The sequence below is a fragment of the Pseudomonas sp. GL_139_B genome (assembly GCF_057834475.1).
In genome coordinates, this window is the sequence record NZ_CM174403.1 from 1,334,338 (window position 1) to 1,351,215 (window position 16,878).

Annotated in this window: 15 protein-coding genes; 7 read left to right on the plus strand and 8 right to left on the minus strand. The window is 59.5% G+C overall.

All coding sequences use genetic code 11. From position 1 onward, the window contains the following. Positions 1-402: 402 nt before the first annotated feature. Genes emhC through AC3ISI_RS05980 form a run of 3 tightly spaced genes read right to left on the minus strand, consistent with a single transcriptional unit; the run spans position 403 to position 6,185 of the window. Positions 403-1,863 (minus strand): efflux RND transporter outer membrane subunit EmhC, encoded by a 1,461-nt coding sequence (gene emhC / locus AC3ISI_RS05970; protein ID WP_489335902.1) that lies wholly within the window; start codon positions 1,861-1,863, stop codon positions 403-405. After that, entirely contained in the window at positions 1,860-5,024 is a 3,165-nt protein-coding gene (gene emhB / locus AC3ISI_RS05975) for an efflux RND transporter permease subunit EmhB (RefSeq protein ID WP_489335904.1), read from the minus strand. The genes emhC and emhB overlap by 4 nt, the downstream gene beginning before the upstream one ends. 3 nt (positions 5,025-5,027) lie before the next feature. Continuing rightward, entirely contained in the window at positions 5,028-6,185 is a 1,158-nt protein-coding gene (locus AC3ISI_RS05980) for an efflux RND transporter periplasmic adaptor subunit (RefSeq protein WP_489335905.1), read from the minus strand. A gap of 265 nt (positions 6,186-6,450) precedes the next feature. Here AC3ISI_RS05980 and emhR point away from each other — a divergent pair, with 265 nt between their 5' ends. Next, positions 6,451-7,083 (plus strand): efflux system transcriptional repressor EmhR, encoded by a 633-nt coding sequence (gene emhR, locus AC3ISI_RS05985; RefSeq protein WP_489335907.1) that lies wholly within the window; start codon positions 6,451-6,453, stop codon positions 7,081-7,083. A gap of 245 nt (positions 7,084-7,328) precedes the next feature. Here emhR and AC3ISI_RS05990 read toward each other — a convergent pair whose 3' ends face one another. Genes AC3ISI_RS05990 through AC3ISI_RS06000 form a run of 3 tightly spaced genes read right to left on the minus strand, consistent with a single transcriptional unit; the run spans position 7,329 to position 9,910 of the window. Next, a complete protein-coding gene (locus tag AC3ISI_RS05990; RefSeq protein WP_489335908.1) occupies positions 7,329-8,378 on the minus strand; it encodes an alkene reductase in 1,050 nt (349 codons plus the stop codon). Positions 8,379-8,405: 27 nt separating this feature from the next. Further along, the gene (locus tag AC3ISI_RS05995) at positions 8,406-9,572 is read right to left on the minus strand and encodes an MFS transporter (protein ID WP_489335910.1); all 1,167 of its coding nucleotides are present in this window, start codon (positions 9,570-9,572) and stop codon (positions 8,406-8,408) included. A gap of 35 nt (positions 9,573-9,607) precedes the next feature. Then, positions 9,608-9,910 (minus strand): ArsR/SmtB family transcription factor, encoded by a 303-nt coding sequence (locus AC3ISI_RS06000; protein WP_110966785.1) that lies wholly within the window; start codon positions 9,908-9,910, stop codon positions 9,608-9,610. Between the two features lie 171 nt (positions 9,911-10,081). On the opposite strand from AC3ISI_RS06000, the gene AC3ISI_RS06005 reads away from it, so the two are divergent. Further along, positions 10,082-10,657 (plus strand): acyl carrier protein phosphodiesterase, encoded by a 576-nt coding sequence (locus AC3ISI_RS06005; protein WP_489335912.1) that lies wholly within the window; start codon positions 10,082-10,084, stop codon positions 10,655-10,657. Positions 10,658-10,773: 116 nt separating this feature from the next. Here AC3ISI_RS06005 and AC3ISI_RS06010 read toward each other — a convergent pair whose 3' ends face one another. Both AC3ISI_RS06010 and olsB read right to left on the minus strand, forming a co-directional pair. Further along, positions 10,774-11,565 (minus strand): lysophospholipid acyltransferase family protein, encoded by a 792-nt coding sequence (locus AC3ISI_RS06010; protein WP_489335914.1) that lies wholly within the window; start codon positions 11,563-11,565, stop codon positions 10,774-10,776. Then, positions 11,565-12,320 (minus strand): L-ornithine N(alpha)-acyltransferase, encoded by a 756-nt coding sequence (gene olsB, locus AC3ISI_RS06015; RefSeq protein ID WP_489335915.1) that lies wholly within the window; start codon positions 12,318-12,320, stop codon positions 11,565-11,567. The genes AC3ISI_RS06010 and olsB overlap by 1 nt, the downstream gene beginning before the upstream one ends. A 154-nt stretch (positions 12,321-12,474) precedes the next feature. On the opposite strand from olsB, the gene AC3ISI_RS06020 reads away from it, so the two are divergent. The 5 genes from AC3ISI_RS06020 to AC3ISI_RS06040 all read left to right on the plus strand — a co-directional run bounded on the left by AC3ISI_RS06020 (position 12,475) and on the right by AC3ISI_RS06040 (position 16,746). Next, complete coding sequence (locus AC3ISI_RS06020) at positions 12,475-13,353, plus strand: acyl-CoA dehydrogenase middle domain-containing protein (RefSeq protein WP_489335917.1); 879 nt, start codon at positions 12,475-12,477, stop codon at positions 13,351-13,353. A 157-nt stretch (positions 13,354-13,510) separates the two neighbouring features. Continuing rightward, the gene (locus tag AC3ISI_RS06025) at positions 13,511-14,605 is read left to right on the plus strand and encodes a serine hydrolase domain-containing protein (protein WP_489335919.1); all 1,095 of its coding nucleotides are present in this window, start codon (positions 13,511-13,513) and stop codon (positions 14,603-14,605) included. Next, positions 14,602-14,931 carry an amidase gene (locus AC3ISI_RS06030; protein ID WP_489335921.1) on the plus strand — a complete coding sequence of 110 codons (330 nt, stop codon included), beginning with the start codon at positions 14,602-14,604 and terminating at the stop codon, positions 14,929-14,931. Before AC3ISI_RS06025 ends, AC3ISI_RS06030 begins: the two co-directional genes overlap by 4 nt. Before the next feature lie 65 nt (positions 14,932-14,996). Further along, on the plus strand, positions 14,997-15,587 hold the full coding sequence (locus AC3ISI_RS06035; RefSeq protein ID WP_489335922.1) for a YceI family protein: 591 nt from the start codon (positions 14,997-14,999) through the stop codon (positions 15,585-15,587). A gap of 1 nt (position 15,588) precedes the next feature. Beyond that, on the plus strand, positions 15,589-16,746 hold the full coding sequence (locus tag AC3ISI_RS06040; protein WP_489335923.1) for a phospholipase D-like domain-containing protein: 1,158 nt from the start codon (positions 15,589-15,591) through the stop codon (positions 16,744-16,746). The last annotated feature ends 132 nt before the right edge of the window (positions 16,747-16,878 follow it).

The window sequence follows — 16,878 nt, forward strand, 5'->3', positions numbered from 1 at the left end:
GAAACAGGGCACTGCCGCAACGTAGGGTCGCAGTCAAAAGAACTGATTGATTAAACGCAGTGATATCAGCCGGACAGGGCAGGGCGCATGGGGTGAACCTGATGTTGTTGGTCTTGTGCGAAGGATGGTGCGGGGAATGTACTAGATGGTTCAATTGGTGAAAGCGAGATTTGGGCGATTATCGAACGTAAGATTTGGCGAGTGATTTGTGGCGAGTGGGCGGGCCTCTTCGCGAGCAGGCTGGCTCCCACATTGATCTCTGTTGTTCATCAGTATTGTGTTGATTGAAGATCCCCTGTGGGAGCGAGCCTGCTCGCGAAGGGGCCGGAACTGGCCACTCAACTTTTCAACAGCCAACAAAAAGCCCACCGAAAAGGTGGGCTTCCTGTGTTCAGAGCGCTATCAGAAATACTTCATCTTCGGCGCTTCTTCTTTCAACGGTTCGACCTTGGCGGTCTGCTGATTCCAGCCGCCACCCAAGGCCTTGTACAGGTTGACCGCGCTGACCAGTTGCGCCAGACGGTCGGTAATCAACACTTGTTGGGCGTTGAACAGCTGACGCTGGGCATCGAGGAAGGTCAGGTTGCTATCGACACCAATGAGGTAACGACGCTGGGCCAGACGGTAGTATTCCTGGTTGGCGGTGACGAAGTCACGCTGAGCCTGTAACTGAGCGGTGTAGGTCTGGCGGGCGGCCAGGCCGTCGGCGACTTCCTGGAAGGCCGTTTGAATGGACTTCTCGTAGTTCGCCACGCCGATGTCTTTCTGGATCTTCGAGTAATCCAGGCTGGCGCGCAGGCTGCCGGCGTTGAAGATCGGCAAGTTGATCTGCGGCTGGAACAACCAGGTACCCGAACCACCCTTGAACAGACCGGACAAGTCCGGGCTCAGGGTGCCGGCGTTGGCCGTCAGGCTGATGCTCGGGAAGAACGCAGCCCGTGCCGCGCCAATATTGGCGTTGGCGGCCTTGAGGTTGTATTCAGCCTGGAGGATGTCCGGACGACGTTGCAGTAAGTCCGATGGCAGACCGGCTGGCACATCACTGAGCAAATCGTCAGACAGCGGCTTCGCGGCTTGCAGGTTGGCCGGGATGCCGGTGCCGAGCAGCAGCACCAGACTGTTTTCATCCTGAGCGACCTGGCGGGTGTACTTCGCCAGTTGCGCCCGGGCGTTTTCCACCGAGGTGCGTGACTGGGCGAGGTCCAGCGCCGACGCCACACCGACTTCGGCACTGCGCGCGGTGAGCTTGTAGCTCTCCTCGAACGCACCGAGGGTGTCCTGGGTGACTTTCAGCAGTTCCTTGTCGGCTTGCCAGGTCAGGTAGGCGTTGGCCACGTTGGCCACCAGGCTGATTTGCGTGCTGCGTCGACCTTCTTCCGTGGCGAAGTATTTTTGTAGCGCTTCTTCACTCAGGCTGCGAACCCGACCAAACATGTCGAGTTCATAGGCACTGATGCCGACTGTGGCTGAGTAGGAACTGACGATACCTGACTGGCCGGTCTGCGTAGCGTTATCCGGAACGCGCTGGCGGTTACCGCTGCCATTGGCCGATACGGCCGGGAACAGGTCGGCACGCTGGATGCGGTATTGAGCCGCAAAGGCATCGATGTTCAGCGCCGCGACACGCAGGTCACGGTTGTTTTCCAGTGCGACCTGAATCAGCTGTTGCAGGGCCGGGTCATGGAAAAACTGCTTCCAGCCTTGCTCCGCCGCAGCCTGGCTCGGTGCCTGAGCCGGCGAATACGCCGGGCCCTGCGGGTATTGGCTTGCCACCGGTGCCTCAGGCTGCTGATAGTCGGGTATCAGCGAGCAGCCACCAAGCACAAACGCGGCGACGGCTAGGGAGAGTAGCGACTTGCTCATTGGCCAGCCTCTTTAGGAGTTTCAGTGGCGTCATCCTGGTCGACTTTTTTGCGCTGACCGATGGACGACACAGTGACGAAGAACAGTGGGACCCAGAAGATCGCCAGAACGGTGGCGGTGATCATACCGCCAATCACTCCGGTGCCGATGGCATGCTGGCTACCCGAACCTGCACCGGTGGAAATGGCCAGTGGCACCACACCCAGGACGAAGGCGAGCGAGGTCATGATGATCGGTCGCAAACGCATCCGACTGGCTTCAATCGCCGCATCGCGCAGGCTGCGCCCTTGCTCATGCAGTTCCTTTGCAAATTCGACAATCAGAATGGCGTTTTTCGCCGCCAGGCCGATGGTCGTCAACAGGCCCACCTGGAAGTACACGTCGTTGGACAGGCCACGCAGGCTGGTCGCCATCAGTGCACCGATGATCCCCAAAGGCACCACCAGCATCACCGCAATCGGGATCGACCAGCTTTCATACAACGCCGCCAGACACAGGAACACCATCAGCAGCGACAGGGCGTACAGCGCTGGCGCTTGCGAACCGGACAACCGTTCCTCGTACGACAGGCCGGTCCAGGAAATACCGACACCCGCTGGCAGTTTGGCGGCAAGGGCTTCGACTTCGGCCATGGCTTCACCGGTGGAATAGCCCGGCGCCGGGGAGCCGAGGATTTCCATCGCTTCGACGCCGTTGTAACGGGCCAGCTTCGGCGACCCATAAATCCATTCACCCTTGGCAAACGCCGTGAACGGAACCATGGTGCCGGCGCTGTTGCGCACATACCATTTCTTCAGGTCTTCAGGGCTCATACGCGAGCCGGGCTGACCTTGTACGTAAACCTTCTTCACGCGACCACGGTCGATGAAGTCGTTGACGTAGCTACTGCCCAGTGCGATCGACAGGGTGTTGTTGATGTCAGCGATGGTAATGCCCAGGGCACTGGCCTTCTCGTCATCGATTTCCAGTTGGTATTGCGGTTCGTCGTTCAGGCCGTTGGGACGGACCTGGGTCAGAATCTTGCTTTGCGCTGCCATGCCGAGGAACTGGTTGCGTGCCTGCATCAGCTTTTCGTGACCGATACCGGCACGGTCCTGAAGGAACACGTCGAAACCGGTGGCGTTACCCAGTTCCAGTACCGCCGGTGGTGCGAAGGCAAACACCATGGCATCACGGAAGGTGAAGAAGTGCTGCTGGGCACGGGCCGCCACCTTGAACACGTTGTTGTCGGCGTTACGTTCGTCCCATGGCCGGAGCATGATGAACGCCATACCCGAGCTCTGGCCACGACCGGCGAAGTTGAACCCGGTCACGGTAAACACCGAGTTCACCGCATCGCCTTCACCGCCATCCTTGCCCGGACGCAACAGGAATTCACGCATCTCGTCCACGACCACCTGGGTGCGCTGGGAGGTTGAACCGGCCGGCGTCTGCACTTGGGCAAACAGTACACCCTGGTCTTCTTCAGGCAGGAACGCCGTCGGGATACGGGTGAACAGCCAGATCATGCCGACAATGATGAGGAGGTAGGCCAACAGGTACGGCGCCTTTTGCGTGAGCATGCTGCCCACGCCTCGCTCGTAGCTTTTGACGCCCCGATCAAAGTTGCGGTTAAACCAACCGAAGAAGCCGCGCTTGGGTACGCCGTGCTCACCCTTGGGAATGGGCTTGAGCATCGTGGCGCAGAGCGCCGGCGTGAAGATCAGTGCAACCAGTACCGACAAGGCCATGGCCGAGACGATGGTGATCGAGAACTGCTTGTAGATCACGCCGGTGGAGCCGCTGAAGAACGCCATTGGCAGCAGAACTGCCGACAGCACCAGGGCGATACCCACCAATGCTCCCTGGATCTGGCCCATGGATTTTTTGGTGGCTTCCTTGGGCGACAGGCCTTCTTCACTCATCACCCGCTCGACGTTTTCCACCACAACGATGGCGTCGTCCACCAGCAAGCCAATGGCCAGGACCATACCGAACATGGTCAGGGTGTTGATGCTGAAACCGGCAGCCGCGAGGATGCCGAACGTACCCAGCAACACCACCGGCACGGTCATCGTGGTGATGATGGTGGCGCGGAAGTTTTGCAGGAACAGAAACATCACCAGGAACACCAGTGCAACCGCTTCGACCAGGGTGTGAACCACACCTTTGATCGACTCGGTCACCACCGGGGTAGTGTCATACGGGAACACCACTTCCATCCCTTCCGGGAAGAACGGCTTGAGGTCGTCGATGGTCTTGCGCAGGGCGGTGGCGGTATCCAGAGCGTTAGCGCCAGTGGCCAGCTTTACCGCCAGACCGGAGGCCGGGGCGCCGTTGAACTGCGCATTGATGCTGTAGTTTTCACCACCCAGACCGACGTCAGCGACATCTTTCAAGCGAACCTGGGAGCCGTCCTTGTTGACCTTGAGCAGGATTTTATTGAATTGCTCAGCGGTCTGCAGGCGGGTCTTGCCGATGATCGTGGCGTTCAGCTGTGTGCCGGGCAGGGCAGGCAAGCCGCCAAGCTGGCCGGACGACACCTGGACGTTCTGTGCGGCGATGGCATTTTTGACATCGATCGGGGTCAGGTTGAAGTTGTTCAACTTGGCCGGGTCGAGCCAGATACGCATGGCGTACTGGGAGCCGAATACCTGGAAGTCACCGACACCGGCCGTCCGCGAAATCGGGTCCTGCATGTTCGATACGATGTAGTTCGACAGGTCGTCCTTGGTCATGCTGCCATCACGCGAGACCACGCCGATCACCAACAGGAAGTTCTTCACCGCCTTGGTGACGCGGATACCTTGCTGCTGCACTTCTTGCGGCAGCAACGGGGTGGCCAGGTTCAGTTTGTTCTGGACCTGAACCTGCGCGGTATCGGAGTTGGTGCCTTGCTCGAAGGTCGCCGTGATGGTCATGGTGCCGTCGGAGTTACTTTCCGAGGACACATAACGCAGGTGGTCGATACCGTTGAGCTGTTGCTCGATCACCTGCACCACGGTGTCCTGTACGGTTTGTGCCGAAGCACCCGGATAGGCAACGGAAATGGCGATTGCCGGAGGCGCAATGCTCGGGTATTGGTTGATCGGCAGTTTGAGGATCGATAATGCACCGACCAGCATGATCACCAGGGCTATCACCCAGGCGAAAATCGGACGGTCGATAAAAAATTTCGACATGGTTTACTCCCCTTTGCCGCTGGAAGCTTTGTCAGCTGCCTGTGCGGGGGCCGGGTTCTTTACGCCAACGTTAGTCGCTTCAGTGGCTTTGACTTCAATGCCAGGCTTGACGAATTGCAGCCCTTCGGTGATCAGGCGATCGCCTGCCTTCAGACCATCCTCGATCAGCCATTGGTTACCGACGGTGCGGTTGGCCTTGAGCTGACGCAGTTCAACTTTGTTGTCCGGACCAACGACCAGGGCGGTCGGGGTGCCTTTAAGGTCGCGGGTTACGCCTTGTTGCGGGGCCAGAATCGCTGCCGCGTTTACACCGGACTGCAACTGGGCGTGAACGAACATGCCCGGCAGAAGGGTGTGCTCAGGGTTCGGGAACACGGCGCGCAGGGTGACGGAACCGGTGGTCTGGTCAACCGAGATTTCTGAGAATTCAAGCTTGCCGTCCAGCTTGTACTGGCTGCCGTCTTCGAGGGTCAGCTTGACCGCTGCCGAGTTATCACCGGACTTTTGCAGGCGACCGCTTTCAAGTTCGCGGCGCAGTTGCAGCAATTCCACCGAGGACTGGGTCACGTCGACATAGATCGGGTCGATTTGCTGGATCACCGCCATCGGATCAGCCTGGCCGCTGGTGACCAGCGCGCCTTCAGTCACGTTGGAGCGACCGATACGACCGGTCAGCGGTGCGTAAACCTTGGTGTAGCGCACGTTGATCTGGGCGGTTTGCAGGGCAGCTTCCGATTGCATCCGATTGGCCACGGCCGTGTCGTATTCCTGACGGCTTACCGCTTGTTCGGCGACCAGTTGCTTGTAGCGGTCGGAGATCGACTTGGTTTGTTGCAGGTTGGCTTCTGCACTTTTCAACGTAGCGTCATAAACCGACGAATCGATCTGATACAGCTGCTGGCCAAGCTTGACGTCGCCGCCTTCCTTGAACATGCGCTTGAGAATGATGCCGTTCACCTGAGGACGAACTTCGGCGATGCGGTAGGCGCTGGTACGGCCCGGCAGGTCAGATGTCAGGGTGAAGGCTTGGGTTTGCAGGGTAACAACGCCGACCTGAGGAGGCGGTGCGGCTGGTGCGGCTTCTTCCTTTTTGCATCCGCTGAGCAGCGATGCCAAGGCGACGGCAGTGACCAGAGCGGTAACAGCTGGCTTGAATTGCATGAAAATCCTCGGGTCAGGCGCGCATCATGCGCACGAGAAAGGTGGAAAGGTAAAAATGGGGGGCTGAGTAGATAAGTAGCTTGCTAAGGAATATACTTACGTTCATGGTTGTTTGTAAACACCTCGGCTGCGTATCCACTTCACTACAAAAGCCGTTCAAAGGTTTGAATTGTAAGACGGGGACGGCGCCCTAGAGCGGTCGCTCCACTTTTATTCAGCTGATATTCAGACATCGCTGAAGCACCCTGATTGAGGTTTTACTGCCATGGTCCGTCGCACCAAAGAGGAAGCTCAAGAAACCCGCAGCCAGATACTTGAAGCGGCAGAGAAAGCCTTTTATGAAAGGGGCGTGGCGCGTACGACACTGGCGGATATCGCTACCTTGGCCGGCGTTACTCGCGGTGCAATCTATTGGCATTTCAGCAACAAGGCCGATCTGGTGCAGGCCATGCTGGATACCTTGCATGAGCCGCTGGACGAAATGGCCAGGGCCAGTGAAAGCGAAGATGAACTTGATCCGCTCGGCTGCATGCGCAAGCTGCTGATACATTTGTTTTATCAAGTTGCATTGGACCCGAAAACCCGACGCATCAATGAGATTTTGTTTCATAAATGCGAATTCACCGATGAAATGTGCGACCTGCGTCAGCAGCGTCGAACGGTCAGCCTGGATTGCAATGTGCGAATTGCCCTGGCCCTGAGTAATGCCGTGAATCGGGGGCAAATGCCCGAAGACCTCGACACGGCGCGTGCGGCCATCAGTCTGCACGCGTATATCGATGGCATCCTCTACCAGTGGCTGCTGGCCCCCGACAGTTTTCAATTGCACATCGACGCCGAGCGTTGGGTGGAGACCGGGCTGGACATGCTGCGCTTGAGCCCAAGCCTGCGCAAATGAAACAAAAGTCAGTCACTGGCTTCGTTCATGTCAACGATCAAGGCGGGCGCCGATTCCTTCACCGGCTCGCTTTTATGGCCAGGGGTGCTTTTATATACGGACGCTCCCCTGGTTGACAGGTAGCGACGTACGTATTTTGTAGTGAAATTGTGTCCTGGGTGTGAATGAGCGTGAGCACTCCACCCCGAAAACCGAAAAGCCCCGGCTCTCAAGAGTCGGGGCTTTTGCATTTCAATGGATCACGTTTACAGCGTCGGGTAGTCGATGTAACCCACCGGCCCTTTGCCGTAGAACAACTCTGGACGCGCTTCGTTCAACGGCGCATCGGCCTTCAAACGTGCGGGCAAGTCCGGGTTGGCAATGAACGGGACGCCGAAGGCGACCGCATCGGCCTTGCCGCTGGCCAGCCAGGCGTTGGCGCTGTCCTTGGTGAAGCGTTCGTTGGCGATGTACGGGCCGCCGAAGGCTTCTTTCAATTGTGGGCCAAGGCTGTCACCGGCTTCTTTTTCCCGCGAGCAGATGAACGCGATGCCACGTTTGCCCAATTCGCGAGCGACGTAGATGAAGGTTTCGGCGAGGTTGTCGTCGCCCATGTCATGGGAGTCGGCGCGCGGTGCCAGGTGTACACCGACGCGGCCAGCGCCCCAGACTTCAATGGCAGCATCGGTCACTTCCAGCAGCAGGCGCGCTCGGTTTTCCAGAGAACCGCCATAGTTGTCGGTGCGCTGGTTGGTGCTGCTTTGCAGGAACTGATCGAGCAGGTAACCGTTGGCGCCATGGATTTCCACACCGTCAAAACCCGCGGCCTTGGCGTTCTCGGCCCCGGTGCGATAGGCGTCGATGATGTCGGCGATTTCAGCGGTTTCCAGGGCTCGCGGGGTTGGGTAATCCGCCAGTGGGCGAACCAGACTGACGTGACCTTTTGGCTGGATGGCACTTGGTGCAACCGGCGCTTCACCGTTCAGGTACGAGGTGTGAGAAACCCGACCGACGTGCCACAGTTGCAGGAGGATCTTGCCGCCCGCGCCGTGGATGGCTTTGGTTACGTTAGCCCAACCGCGTACCTGGTCGTTGGACCAGATGCCGGGGGTGTCCGGGTAGCCAACGCCCATTGGCGTAACCGACGTGGCTTCGCTGAGGATCAGGCCGGCGGAAGCGCGTTGGACGTAGTACTCGGCCATCAGCGCGTTCGGCACGCGGCCTTCGTCGGCGCGGCAGCGGGTCAGCGGCGCCATGATGATGCGGTTGGCCAACTCGATGTCGCCCAGTTTGATCGGATCGAAAATAGTCGTCATGAATGCACCCTCGTGAGGTCTATGTGGTTAGTTAGTCGCTGGAGCCAGTTCGGGATTGCCGCTCTGACGGAAAGTAATCAAGGTCACCAGCAGGGCGAGTACCGCCAGTGCGGCAGCCGCGAGAGGTACGCTGGTCAGGCCGAAGCCGTGGGCGATGACGCTGCCCCCGACCCAGGCACCGAGTGCGTTGCCGATGTTGAAAGCGCCGATGTTCAGGGTCGACACCAGGTTCGGTGCCGCTTTGCCAAAGGTCACCACGTTCACTTGCAGGGCAGGTACGGCGGCAAAACACGCGGTCGCCCAGAGGAACAGGGTGATTTCAGTCGGGATCAGCGCGACGCTGGTCCACGTCAGTAAGGTGGACACCACCGCCATGCTGATAAACACGCCGATCAGCGTTGCGGCCATGCCTTTGTCAGCCATTTTGCCGCCGATGATATTGCCGACGGTCAGGCCCAGGCCGATGAGCATCAGCGTCCAGGTCACGCCACGGGGCGAGACACCGGTGACTTCGCCCAGCAGCGGCGCGACGTAGGTGAACAGGGTGAAGACCGAGGCGGCAAACAGCGCGGTCATGCTCAGGGACAACCAGATTCCGGCGCCCTTGAGTGCGGCCAGTTCGGCGCGCATGTCGAGTTTTTCTTCATTGCGCTTGGCCGGCAGGAAGCGGATCAGGCCAATCAGGGCGATCACACCAATTACCGTCACGGCCCAGAAGGTCGAGCGCCAGCCGGCTTGTTGGCCGAGCGCGGTGCCCAGTGGCACGCCGAGCACGTTGGCCAGGGTCAGCCCGGTGAACATCAAGGCCACGGCCGAAGCGCGTTTGTTAGCCGGCACCAGACCGGCTGCCACCACTGAACCGATACCGAAGAAGGCACCGTGGCAGAGGGCCGTGACGACGCGGGCAAACATCAACACGTTGTAGTCACTGGCGAGGGCGCAGAGCAAGTTGCCGACGATGAAGATCCCCATCAACGCAACCAGTGCCGCCTTGCGCGGCAGTCGGGCGGTGGCCAGCGCCATGAACGGCGCCCCGATGGCCACGCCCAGGGCGTAACCGGTCACTAACCAGCCAGCGCCGGGGATCGACACACCGAGGTCCGCCGCCACATCAGGCAACAGACCCATGATGACGAACTCGGTGGTGCCGATGGCGAAGGCGCTCAAGGCCAGAATGAGGAGCGAGAGGGGCATGGGTTAATTCCTTGTCGGCTGGCTGACGTTAAGGGTCAGAGCTCTTTACTAAAGGTTTTGAGGAACTCCTGAATGGTTTCCTCATTGCGTTTGAAGAAATGCCACTGGCCGACTTTTCGGCTGCTGATCAGGCCGGCGCGTTGCAGGGTCGCCAGGTGCGCGGACACGGTGGACTGCGACAAGCCGCAACGTTGATCGATCTGCCCGGCACAAACGCCGTGCTCGTTGCTGTGGGACTGGTCCGGGAATTCGACGTCCGGGTCTTTGAGCCAGTGCAGAATTTCTCGCCGTACTGGGTGTGCCAGGGCTTTTATTATTTCGTCGAGATTAATGGTCATGGGGGTGAACTCGTGATGGTTAAAACGCTATATCGCGATGAAGCGAACTTTAAATCGGTATTTCGCGATATACAAATATGATTTGGCTCTGAACCGCTAACAATTCGGTATATCGGGTTATAACGATACGTGGGATGTAAAGATCCAAAGGCGCAGTGCTAAGCTGCGCCCATGAACTATCTCGCACATCTTCACCTCGGTGGTCAGCGTCCCGGCCAATGGCTCGGCAGTCTGTATGGCGATTTCGTCAAAGGACGGCTGCAAGGGCAATACGCTCCGGAGATCGAGGCGGCCATCCAGCTGCACCGCAGCATCGACGTGTTTACCGACCGCCACCCGTTGGTGGATGTTTCGTTGTCGCGGTTTTCCACGACGCGCCGACGTTACGCCGGGATCGTACTCGACGTGTTTTTTGACCATTGCCTGGCACGGGACTGGACACTGTACGCTGACCGGCCACTGGAACTCTTCACCTCTGATGTGTATCGGGTGCTGAAGGCCGAGCCGCAATTGCCCGAGCGCCTGGCGAAGATCGCGCCGTACATGGTGGCGAATGACTGGTTGGGTTCTTACCGGGAATTCGAGGTGCTGGAGCAGGTGCTGCGGGGGATTTCGCGACGGTTGACCCGGCCTGAGGAGCTGGCGGCGGCGATGCAGGAATTGCGGGTGTTGTATGAACCGTTGAGTGAGGACTTTCGGTTGTTCTATCCGCAGCTTCAGGCCTTTGCAGCGACACCGCGAATCTAATGTGGGAGCGAGCCTGCTCGCGATTGCGGCTTAACATTCAACATCCATGTGAATGACACACCGCTATCGCGAGCAGGCTCGCTCCCACAGGGTTTCCAGTTGAATCAAAGATTGTGTCAGGCAGCAATTGCGGGACGCATTGGGATTTTCTGAGTTTCAGGAATCACCCCAAACAACGCCTTCTGCACCGCTTGCTGCGCCTCGAACGCCAGCGCCGCACGCTCCCGGCCTTCGCAAACAATCGGCTTGAGCAGATGAATCTCCACATTCCCACGGTCATTGGCAAACAAGCGCATCAAGTGCGACAGCAGATCATCGTCACCAATAAACGGAGCCAAGGTGTCGAGTTGACCCTCGCGCAGGTAACGAATTGCCACCGGTTGCAGCTGCACCTCTGAATCAATCGCCGCCGACAGCAGGCGCCCATGAAACGTGCGCAACGAACGGCCATCGGTGGTGGTGCCTTCCGGGAACATCAGCAGCGGATGCTTCTGTTCCAGGTGCCGGGTCATTTGTTTGCGAATCAGCTGACTGTCGCCCGACCCGCGACGGATAAACAGACTGCCGGCCTTGGCCGCCAACCAGCCCGCCACCGGCCAGGTGCGCACTTCGGCCTTGGACAGGAACGACAGCGGCGTGAGCATGCCCAGCAGCGGGATGTCGGTCCAGGACACATGATTGCTGACCCACAGCATCGGTGCTTTGGGCAACTCGCCATGCACAGTGACGTGGAAGGGCAGGGCATTGCTCAACCGCGCCATGAAAAATCGCGACCAACGCTGGCGGCGGATCATCGAGTGGGCGATGCCCATCCGCTCGAACAATCCGAACACGCTGGCCATGCTCAAGCCCAACGCGACCACCACCAACACTCGCGCAATCCGCGCGTACACCCGAAGGCGGCTCATCACATGGCCGCCTTGAAGTGCTTGGCGTAACGCGGGCAGAGTTCGTCGCGCTTGAGCAGAATGAACACGTCGGCCACCTGGAAGTCTTCGTCCCAACACGGCTCACCGCAGATTTTCGCACCGAGGCGCATGTAGGCCTTGAGTAGCGGCGGCATTTCGGCGATGACGTTGGAGGGGATATCCAGGGTGGGTAACGGCTTTTTCGGTTCGGCGCGCAGGTGTTCAGTGCACAGGTAGCGTTCGCGCAGACGCTGCATGATCGCGTGGGCCTGAATGCCGCCGTCCTGCATCGGAATGCTCGCGCACCCCATCAAATAGCTGTAGCCGCCCTGGTTCAACACCTCGGCCAGTTCACCCCAAAGCACAGAGATGGTGCCGCCGTTACGGTACGCAGGGTCGACGCAGGTACGGCCGATTTCCAGAATCGGGCCCTTGAGGTGCACCAGGCCGTGCAGACTGAATTCTTCTTCGCTGTAGAACTTGCCCAGACTGCTGGCCGCCGCATGGTCGAGCAAACGGGTGGTCGCCACCAGACGTCCGGTGTTCAAGTCACGCACGCCGATGTGGGCGCAGTGAACATCATAGTCATCCATGTCCAAACCCAGCTCGGCGCCCTTCAGCCTGGCGTTGAATTCGTCGCTGAACACGTTGAAGCGCAAGGCCTGAGCTTCCTGCAAGGCGGCGCTGCCGATCAGTCGTTCGGCTTGCAGGCGGCGGTCGTTGCCGGTGTCGCTGATGCGGGCGATCTGAGTCATTGCAAATCTCCTTGCGGGCTGCTCACCTGACGTGAGTTACAGCGGATCGACTTTCTTTATGTGGCCGTTTTGTGCAAGGTCAGGCTATGTAGCCCCAGTGTCATCGCCATTAAGCTTTGGTGATGCTTATATGACAGCCCACGAGGAGCCTCTTATGCCCTGGCAAACCCTGTTGAAGCGCCGCGAGCGCCTGCCCGCCAACCCGGACCTGGCGGAAGGTTTCGCGACCTTGTTGGATCAATTGGGCACGGTGACGCCGTTCGAGTTGGCGGTGGCGGGCGCGCGCGTGATGGCCACGCCGGGGCTGGCGTTTCTGGTGGGGTATCAGGCGGCGTTGCGAATGCTTTGGCCGAGCGCGCCGCTGAGGCTCGGCGCGTTGTGCGCCACCGAACAGCGCAGCCTGCGGCCGGCGGACATGCAAACCCGCCTCACCGATTTGCGCCTGAGCGGGCGCAAGGATTTCGTCACCGCCGGTGATGCCGCCGAATGGCTGTTAATTGCCGCCCGCAGTGAAGCGCCCGGCGAGGCGGCGCGTCTGAGCCTGGCAGTGGTCTACCCCGATGAGCCGGGCGTGCGTCTGGAAAAACTCCCGGCCATCGCGCTCATACCAGACATAAGTCACGGCCGGTTGTTGCTCGACAATGCCCTGTGCGAGTTGTTGGCGGGGGATGGTTGGGATGCTTACGTCAAACCGTTCCGCACCCTTGAAGATGTTTACGTATTGAGCGCCATGACCGCGTGGCTGTATGGCGTTGGCCAGGACAGTGACTGGCCGCAAGTCTTGCAACTGCGGTTACTGGCGTTGCTGGCCGGGTGTGCGGAAGTCAGCCGTCAGGCACCGAACAATCCGGCCGGGCATGTGTTGCTGGGTGGGTTGTTTGCCCAGTTCGAGGGGCTCCAGGCCGAGATCGATCAGGCGCTGGCCGACGGGCCGCCGCATTGGGCGGCGATGTGGCAGCGCGATCGGCTGGTGATGGATTTGGCGGCGGGGGCCAGGGGTAAGCGATTGGCTAAAGCGTTGGCGGTGATTTGACTGGCCCCTTCGCTGGCAAGTCAGCTCCTACAGTTTGAAATGCATTCCCCGGTAGGAGCTGGCTTGCCAGCGAAGGCGGCCTGACTGGCAACACAAACTCCAAAACTGTCATCAACCTCAACTAGGCTCTGTAAGTTAATCCCTCTGAGCCCACGCCATGTTCAAAGGCTTGTCCCTGATTGTCATGCTGTTGCTCGGCCTCACCGCCCACGCCGAAAACTGGCCGGACGAGCAATGGTCCATCGGCCCGAAAAGCTCAGGGCCAGCGCTCCAGGCCTTGGAAACCTACGCCTTCCCACCCCGTGATGACAGCACCCGAAAAGGCATCCGCACTGACGCCTTGCTGGTGATCCGCGACGGCCAGTTGATCTATGAACGCTACGCCGGCCCGACCACCGCCGACACGCCACACCTGACGTGGTCCATCAGCAAAAGCCTCATGGCCACGGTGCTGGGGGTGGCGTATGGCGAAGGCCTGTTCAAGCTCCAGGATTCGGTGCAGACGTTTTATCCACCGATGAAAAAACACCCCGGTGTGACGATGGCTGACCTGTTGCACTGGGCCTCGGGGCTGGACTGGCAGGAAGACTACGAATACGCCCCGTTAAAGTCCTCGGTGGTGGCCATGCTTTACACCCGTGGGCATCAGGACATGGCCGCCTTTACTGCCGATCACGCCGAATACGCCAAGCCCGGTCAGGCCTTTCGATACTCCAGCGGTGACAGTGGTCTGCTGTCTGCCGCGCTGAGAAACATCGTAGGTCCGGGACGTTATCCGGACTATCCATGGACCGCGCTGTTCGAGCCATTGGGCATTCGTCATGCCGTTTGGGAAACCGACGCCACGGGAGTCTTCGTCGCTTCGTCCTACGCCTACCTGACGGCACGGGATCTGGCGCGAGTCGGGTTGTTGATGGCGCGCAACGGGCGCTGGCAGGATCGCCAAGTGCTGCCTGACGACTGGGTTGCCTTCAATCGCGAACCGTTCGCCCACTATCACGCCGATGAGGATGACGCCGTGCCCGGTGGCCAATGGTGGCTCAACCGCGCGGTGGAAGGAGCAGCACAACCCTGGCCCGATGCCCCTGCCGATACCTTCGCGGCGTTGGGCCATTGGGGGCAGGCGATGTATGTGATTCCCAGTGAACACCTGGTGATCGTGCGCTATGGCGATGATCGCGACGACAGCTACCAGCACAACGATTTGCTCAGACTCGCGCTCAAGGCGTTTGCGCAACAGGTGCAGCCATGAACCGTCGCGGTTTTGTTCGTCGCCGACCGTTCAGCACGTTGCTGTTGATCCTGCTCATCGCCTTGCTCGGTTGGGTCTGGCAGGAGCGGATTTCGCTATGGGCCTTCCCCGACATCATCAGCGCCTATACCGCCAAGGAGTATTGCTCGTGCCGGTATGTGATGAACAACGAGGTCGGGTATTGCCACAGCTATGTAACGCAGTGGCTACCCACTAGCAGCTTTCTCGATGACGCCGCCAGCAAACGCGTGACAGTCAGCGGAATGGGCCGTAGCAACAGCGCCGCGTGGATCGGCGAGCGTCAAGGCTGCCGTCTGATTCCGTAGCAAGTTTTGCAATTGGCTGTCGGGCGGTTAAGGTTCGTGCAGGTTTATCTGCCCCACGAGTCTCCATGTTCAACCGCTCCCTGCGCAAAACCCTCACGTTCCTGCTGTTGGCCGGCGCCACGCTGTCGGCCCATGCCGATTGGTATCTGGACGGCGAGTCCTCGCGGCTGTCGTTCATCAGCACCAAAAACGCCAGCATTTCCGAAGTGCAGCGCTTTCTGGTGCTGCATGGCAAGGTGGACGCCAATGGCCTGGCCGAGGTGGAAGTCGAACTGGACTCGGTCAACAGTGGCATCCCGTTGCGCGATGAACGCATGCGCAAGGAGTTGTTCGAGATCCAGACCTTCCCCGAAGCGTTGATCACCACGCAGATTGATCTGCGTCCCATTAACGACCTCGCGCCTGGCGCGCAGTTGGAGTTGCGTTTGCCGCTGACCGTCAACCTGCATGGCAAGCAACACGCCTACAACGCCGAACTGCTGGCGACGCGTCTCGATGATCGACGCTTTCAAGTGGTAACGCTCGAGCCGCTGGTCATCAATGCCGAAGACTTCGATTTGGCACCCGGACTGGAATCGCTGCGCAAGGTCGCCGGTTTGTCGGCCATCAGTTTGTCAGTGCCGGTGGGTGCGGTACTGATTTTCACGGCGCGCTGACATGGCCGGCGCAATTTTTCCCTGGCGTGAAGGCAACCGCTTCGAACTGCTGATCGACGGTCCGCAGTTTTTCCCACGCATGTTGGTCGCGATTGCCCGCGCCGAAGAACAGGTCGAACTGGAGTTATATCTAGTGGAGGCGGGTGCTTGTGCCGAGGCCATGGTGCAAGCATTGGTTTCGGCGGCTGAGCGCGGTGTGCGCGTGCGCTGCCTGTTCGATGACTATGGCAGCCTGGCATTTACGTTGACTTTGCGTCAGCGCCTGACGGCGGCCGGGGTCGAATTGCGTTTCTACAATCGCCTGAACTGGCGGCGCTGGGTCGGTAACTTTTATCGCGATCACCGCAAATTGTTGCTGGTGGATCAAAGCCTGGCGGTGGTCGGCGGCACGGGCGTCACCGATGAGTTCTGGACGCCGGGTGAGGACACCAGCGAATGGCACGAGGTGATGGTGGAAATCACCGGACCTTTGGTCATTGACTGGCAGTTGCTGTTCGATCGCCAATGGATCGCCAACCGTCATCGACGTGCCTGGAAACCGGCCGCGCATTTCGGCTTGCCGCGCCTGCCTCGGGTGCCGTCCACGGGGGAGGGCATGGGCCGGGTGGCCTATGCCGACGCCCGCCAGCACCGCGACATTCTGCAATCGCTGGTTCGTGCATTGAACAGCGGCCAGCAACGGATCTGGCTGGCGACTCCGTATTTTCTGCCGACCTGGAAAGTCCGCCGCTCACTGCGGCGTGCCGCCAGTCGAGGCGTCGATGTGCGACTGTTGCTGACCGGGCCGCGCACTGATCACCCGTCGGTGCGCTACGCCGGGCATCGCTACTACCCACGACTGCTCAAGGCTGGCGTGAAGATTTTTGAATACCAGCCGTGTTTCCTTCACCTGAAAATGGTCTTGATCGATGACTGGGTGAGCATCGGCTCGTGCAATTTCGATCATTGGAATTTGCGCTTTAACCTGGAAGCCAACCTGGAAGCGCTGGACCCTGGGCTGACGCGGGCCGTGGCGGGAAGTTTCCAGCGGGACTTTGCGCAGAGTCAGGAAGTCAGCCTGGAGGTATGGCAACGCCGACCGCTGTGGCGGCGGGTCAAGCAACGGGTCTGGGGATGGGTGGATCGGCTTGTGGTGAACCTGCTGAATCTCAGGGGTTGATACCAATCTCTGCAACACCCTAAAACCATTGTGGGAGCGAGCCTGCTCGCGAAGACGGAATAACATTCAACGAAAATGCTAAATGTTAGACCGCTTTCGCGAGCAGGCTCGCTCCCACAGGTTCATGCGGTG

What these genes read in the sequence shown, in the direction of transcription:
- emhC (WP_489335902.1), bottom strand. Translation starts at nt 1,863, where the DNA reads ATGAGCAAGTCGCTACTCTCCCTAGCCGTCGCCGCGTTTGTGCTTGGT.
- emhB (WP_489335904.1), bottom strand. Translation starts at nt 5,024, where the DNA reads ATGTCGAAATTTTTTATCGACCGTCCGATTTTCGCCTGGGTGATAGCC.
- AC3ISI_RS05980 (WP_489335905.1), bottom strand. Translation starts at nt 6,185, where the DNA reads ATGCAATTCAAGCCAGCTGTTACCGCTCTGGTCACTGCCGTCGCCTTG.
- emhR (WP_489335907.1), top strand. Translation starts at nt 6,451, where the DNA reads ATGGTCCGTCGCACCAAAGAGGAAGCTCAAGAAACCCGCAGCCAGATA.
- AC3ISI_RS05990 (WP_489335908.1), bottom strand. Translation starts at nt 8,378, where the DNA reads ATGACGACTATTTTCGATCCGATCAAACTGGGCGACATCGAGTTGGCC.
- AC3ISI_RS05995 (WP_489335910.1), bottom strand. Translation starts at nt 9,572, where the DNA reads ATGCCCCTCTCGCTCCTCATTCTGGCCTTGAGCGCCTTCGCCATCGGC.
- AC3ISI_RS06000 (WP_110966785.1), bottom strand. Translation starts at nt 9,910, where the DNA reads ATGACCATTAATCTCGACGAAATAATAAAAGCCCTGGCACACCCAGTA.
- AC3ISI_RS06005 (WP_489335912.1), top strand. Translation starts at nt 10,082, where the DNA reads ATGAACTATCTCGCACATCTTCACCTCGGTGGTCAGCGTCCCGGCCAA.
- AC3ISI_RS06010 (WP_489335914.1), bottom strand. Translation starts at nt 11,565, where the DNA reads ATGAGCCGCCTTCGGGTGTACGCGCGGATTGCGCGAGTGTTGGTGGTG.
- olsB (WP_489335915.1), bottom strand. Translation starts at nt 12,320, where the DNA reads ATGACTCAGATCGCCCGCATCAGCGACACCGGCAACGACCGCCGCCTG.
- AC3ISI_RS06020 (WP_489335917.1), top strand. Translation starts at nt 12,475, where the DNA reads ATGCCCTGGCAAACCCTGTTGAAGCGCCGCGAGCGCCTGCCCGCCAAC.
- AC3ISI_RS06025 (WP_489335919.1), top strand. Translation starts at nt 13,511, where the DNA reads ATGTTCAAAGGCTTGTCCCTGATTGTCATGCTGTTGCTCGGCCTCACC.
- AC3ISI_RS06030 (WP_489335921.1), top strand. Translation starts at nt 14,602, where the DNA reads ATGAACCGTCGCGGTTTTGTTCGTCGCCGACCGTTCAGCACGTTGCTG.
- AC3ISI_RS06035 (WP_489335922.1), top strand. Translation starts at nt 14,997, where the DNA reads ATGTTCAACCGCTCCCTGCGCAAAACCCTCACGTTCCTGCTGTTGGCC.
- AC3ISI_RS06040 (WP_489335923.1), top strand. Translation starts at nt 15,589, where the DNA reads ATGGCCGGCGCAATTTTTCCCTGGCGTGAAGGCAACCGCTTCGAACTG.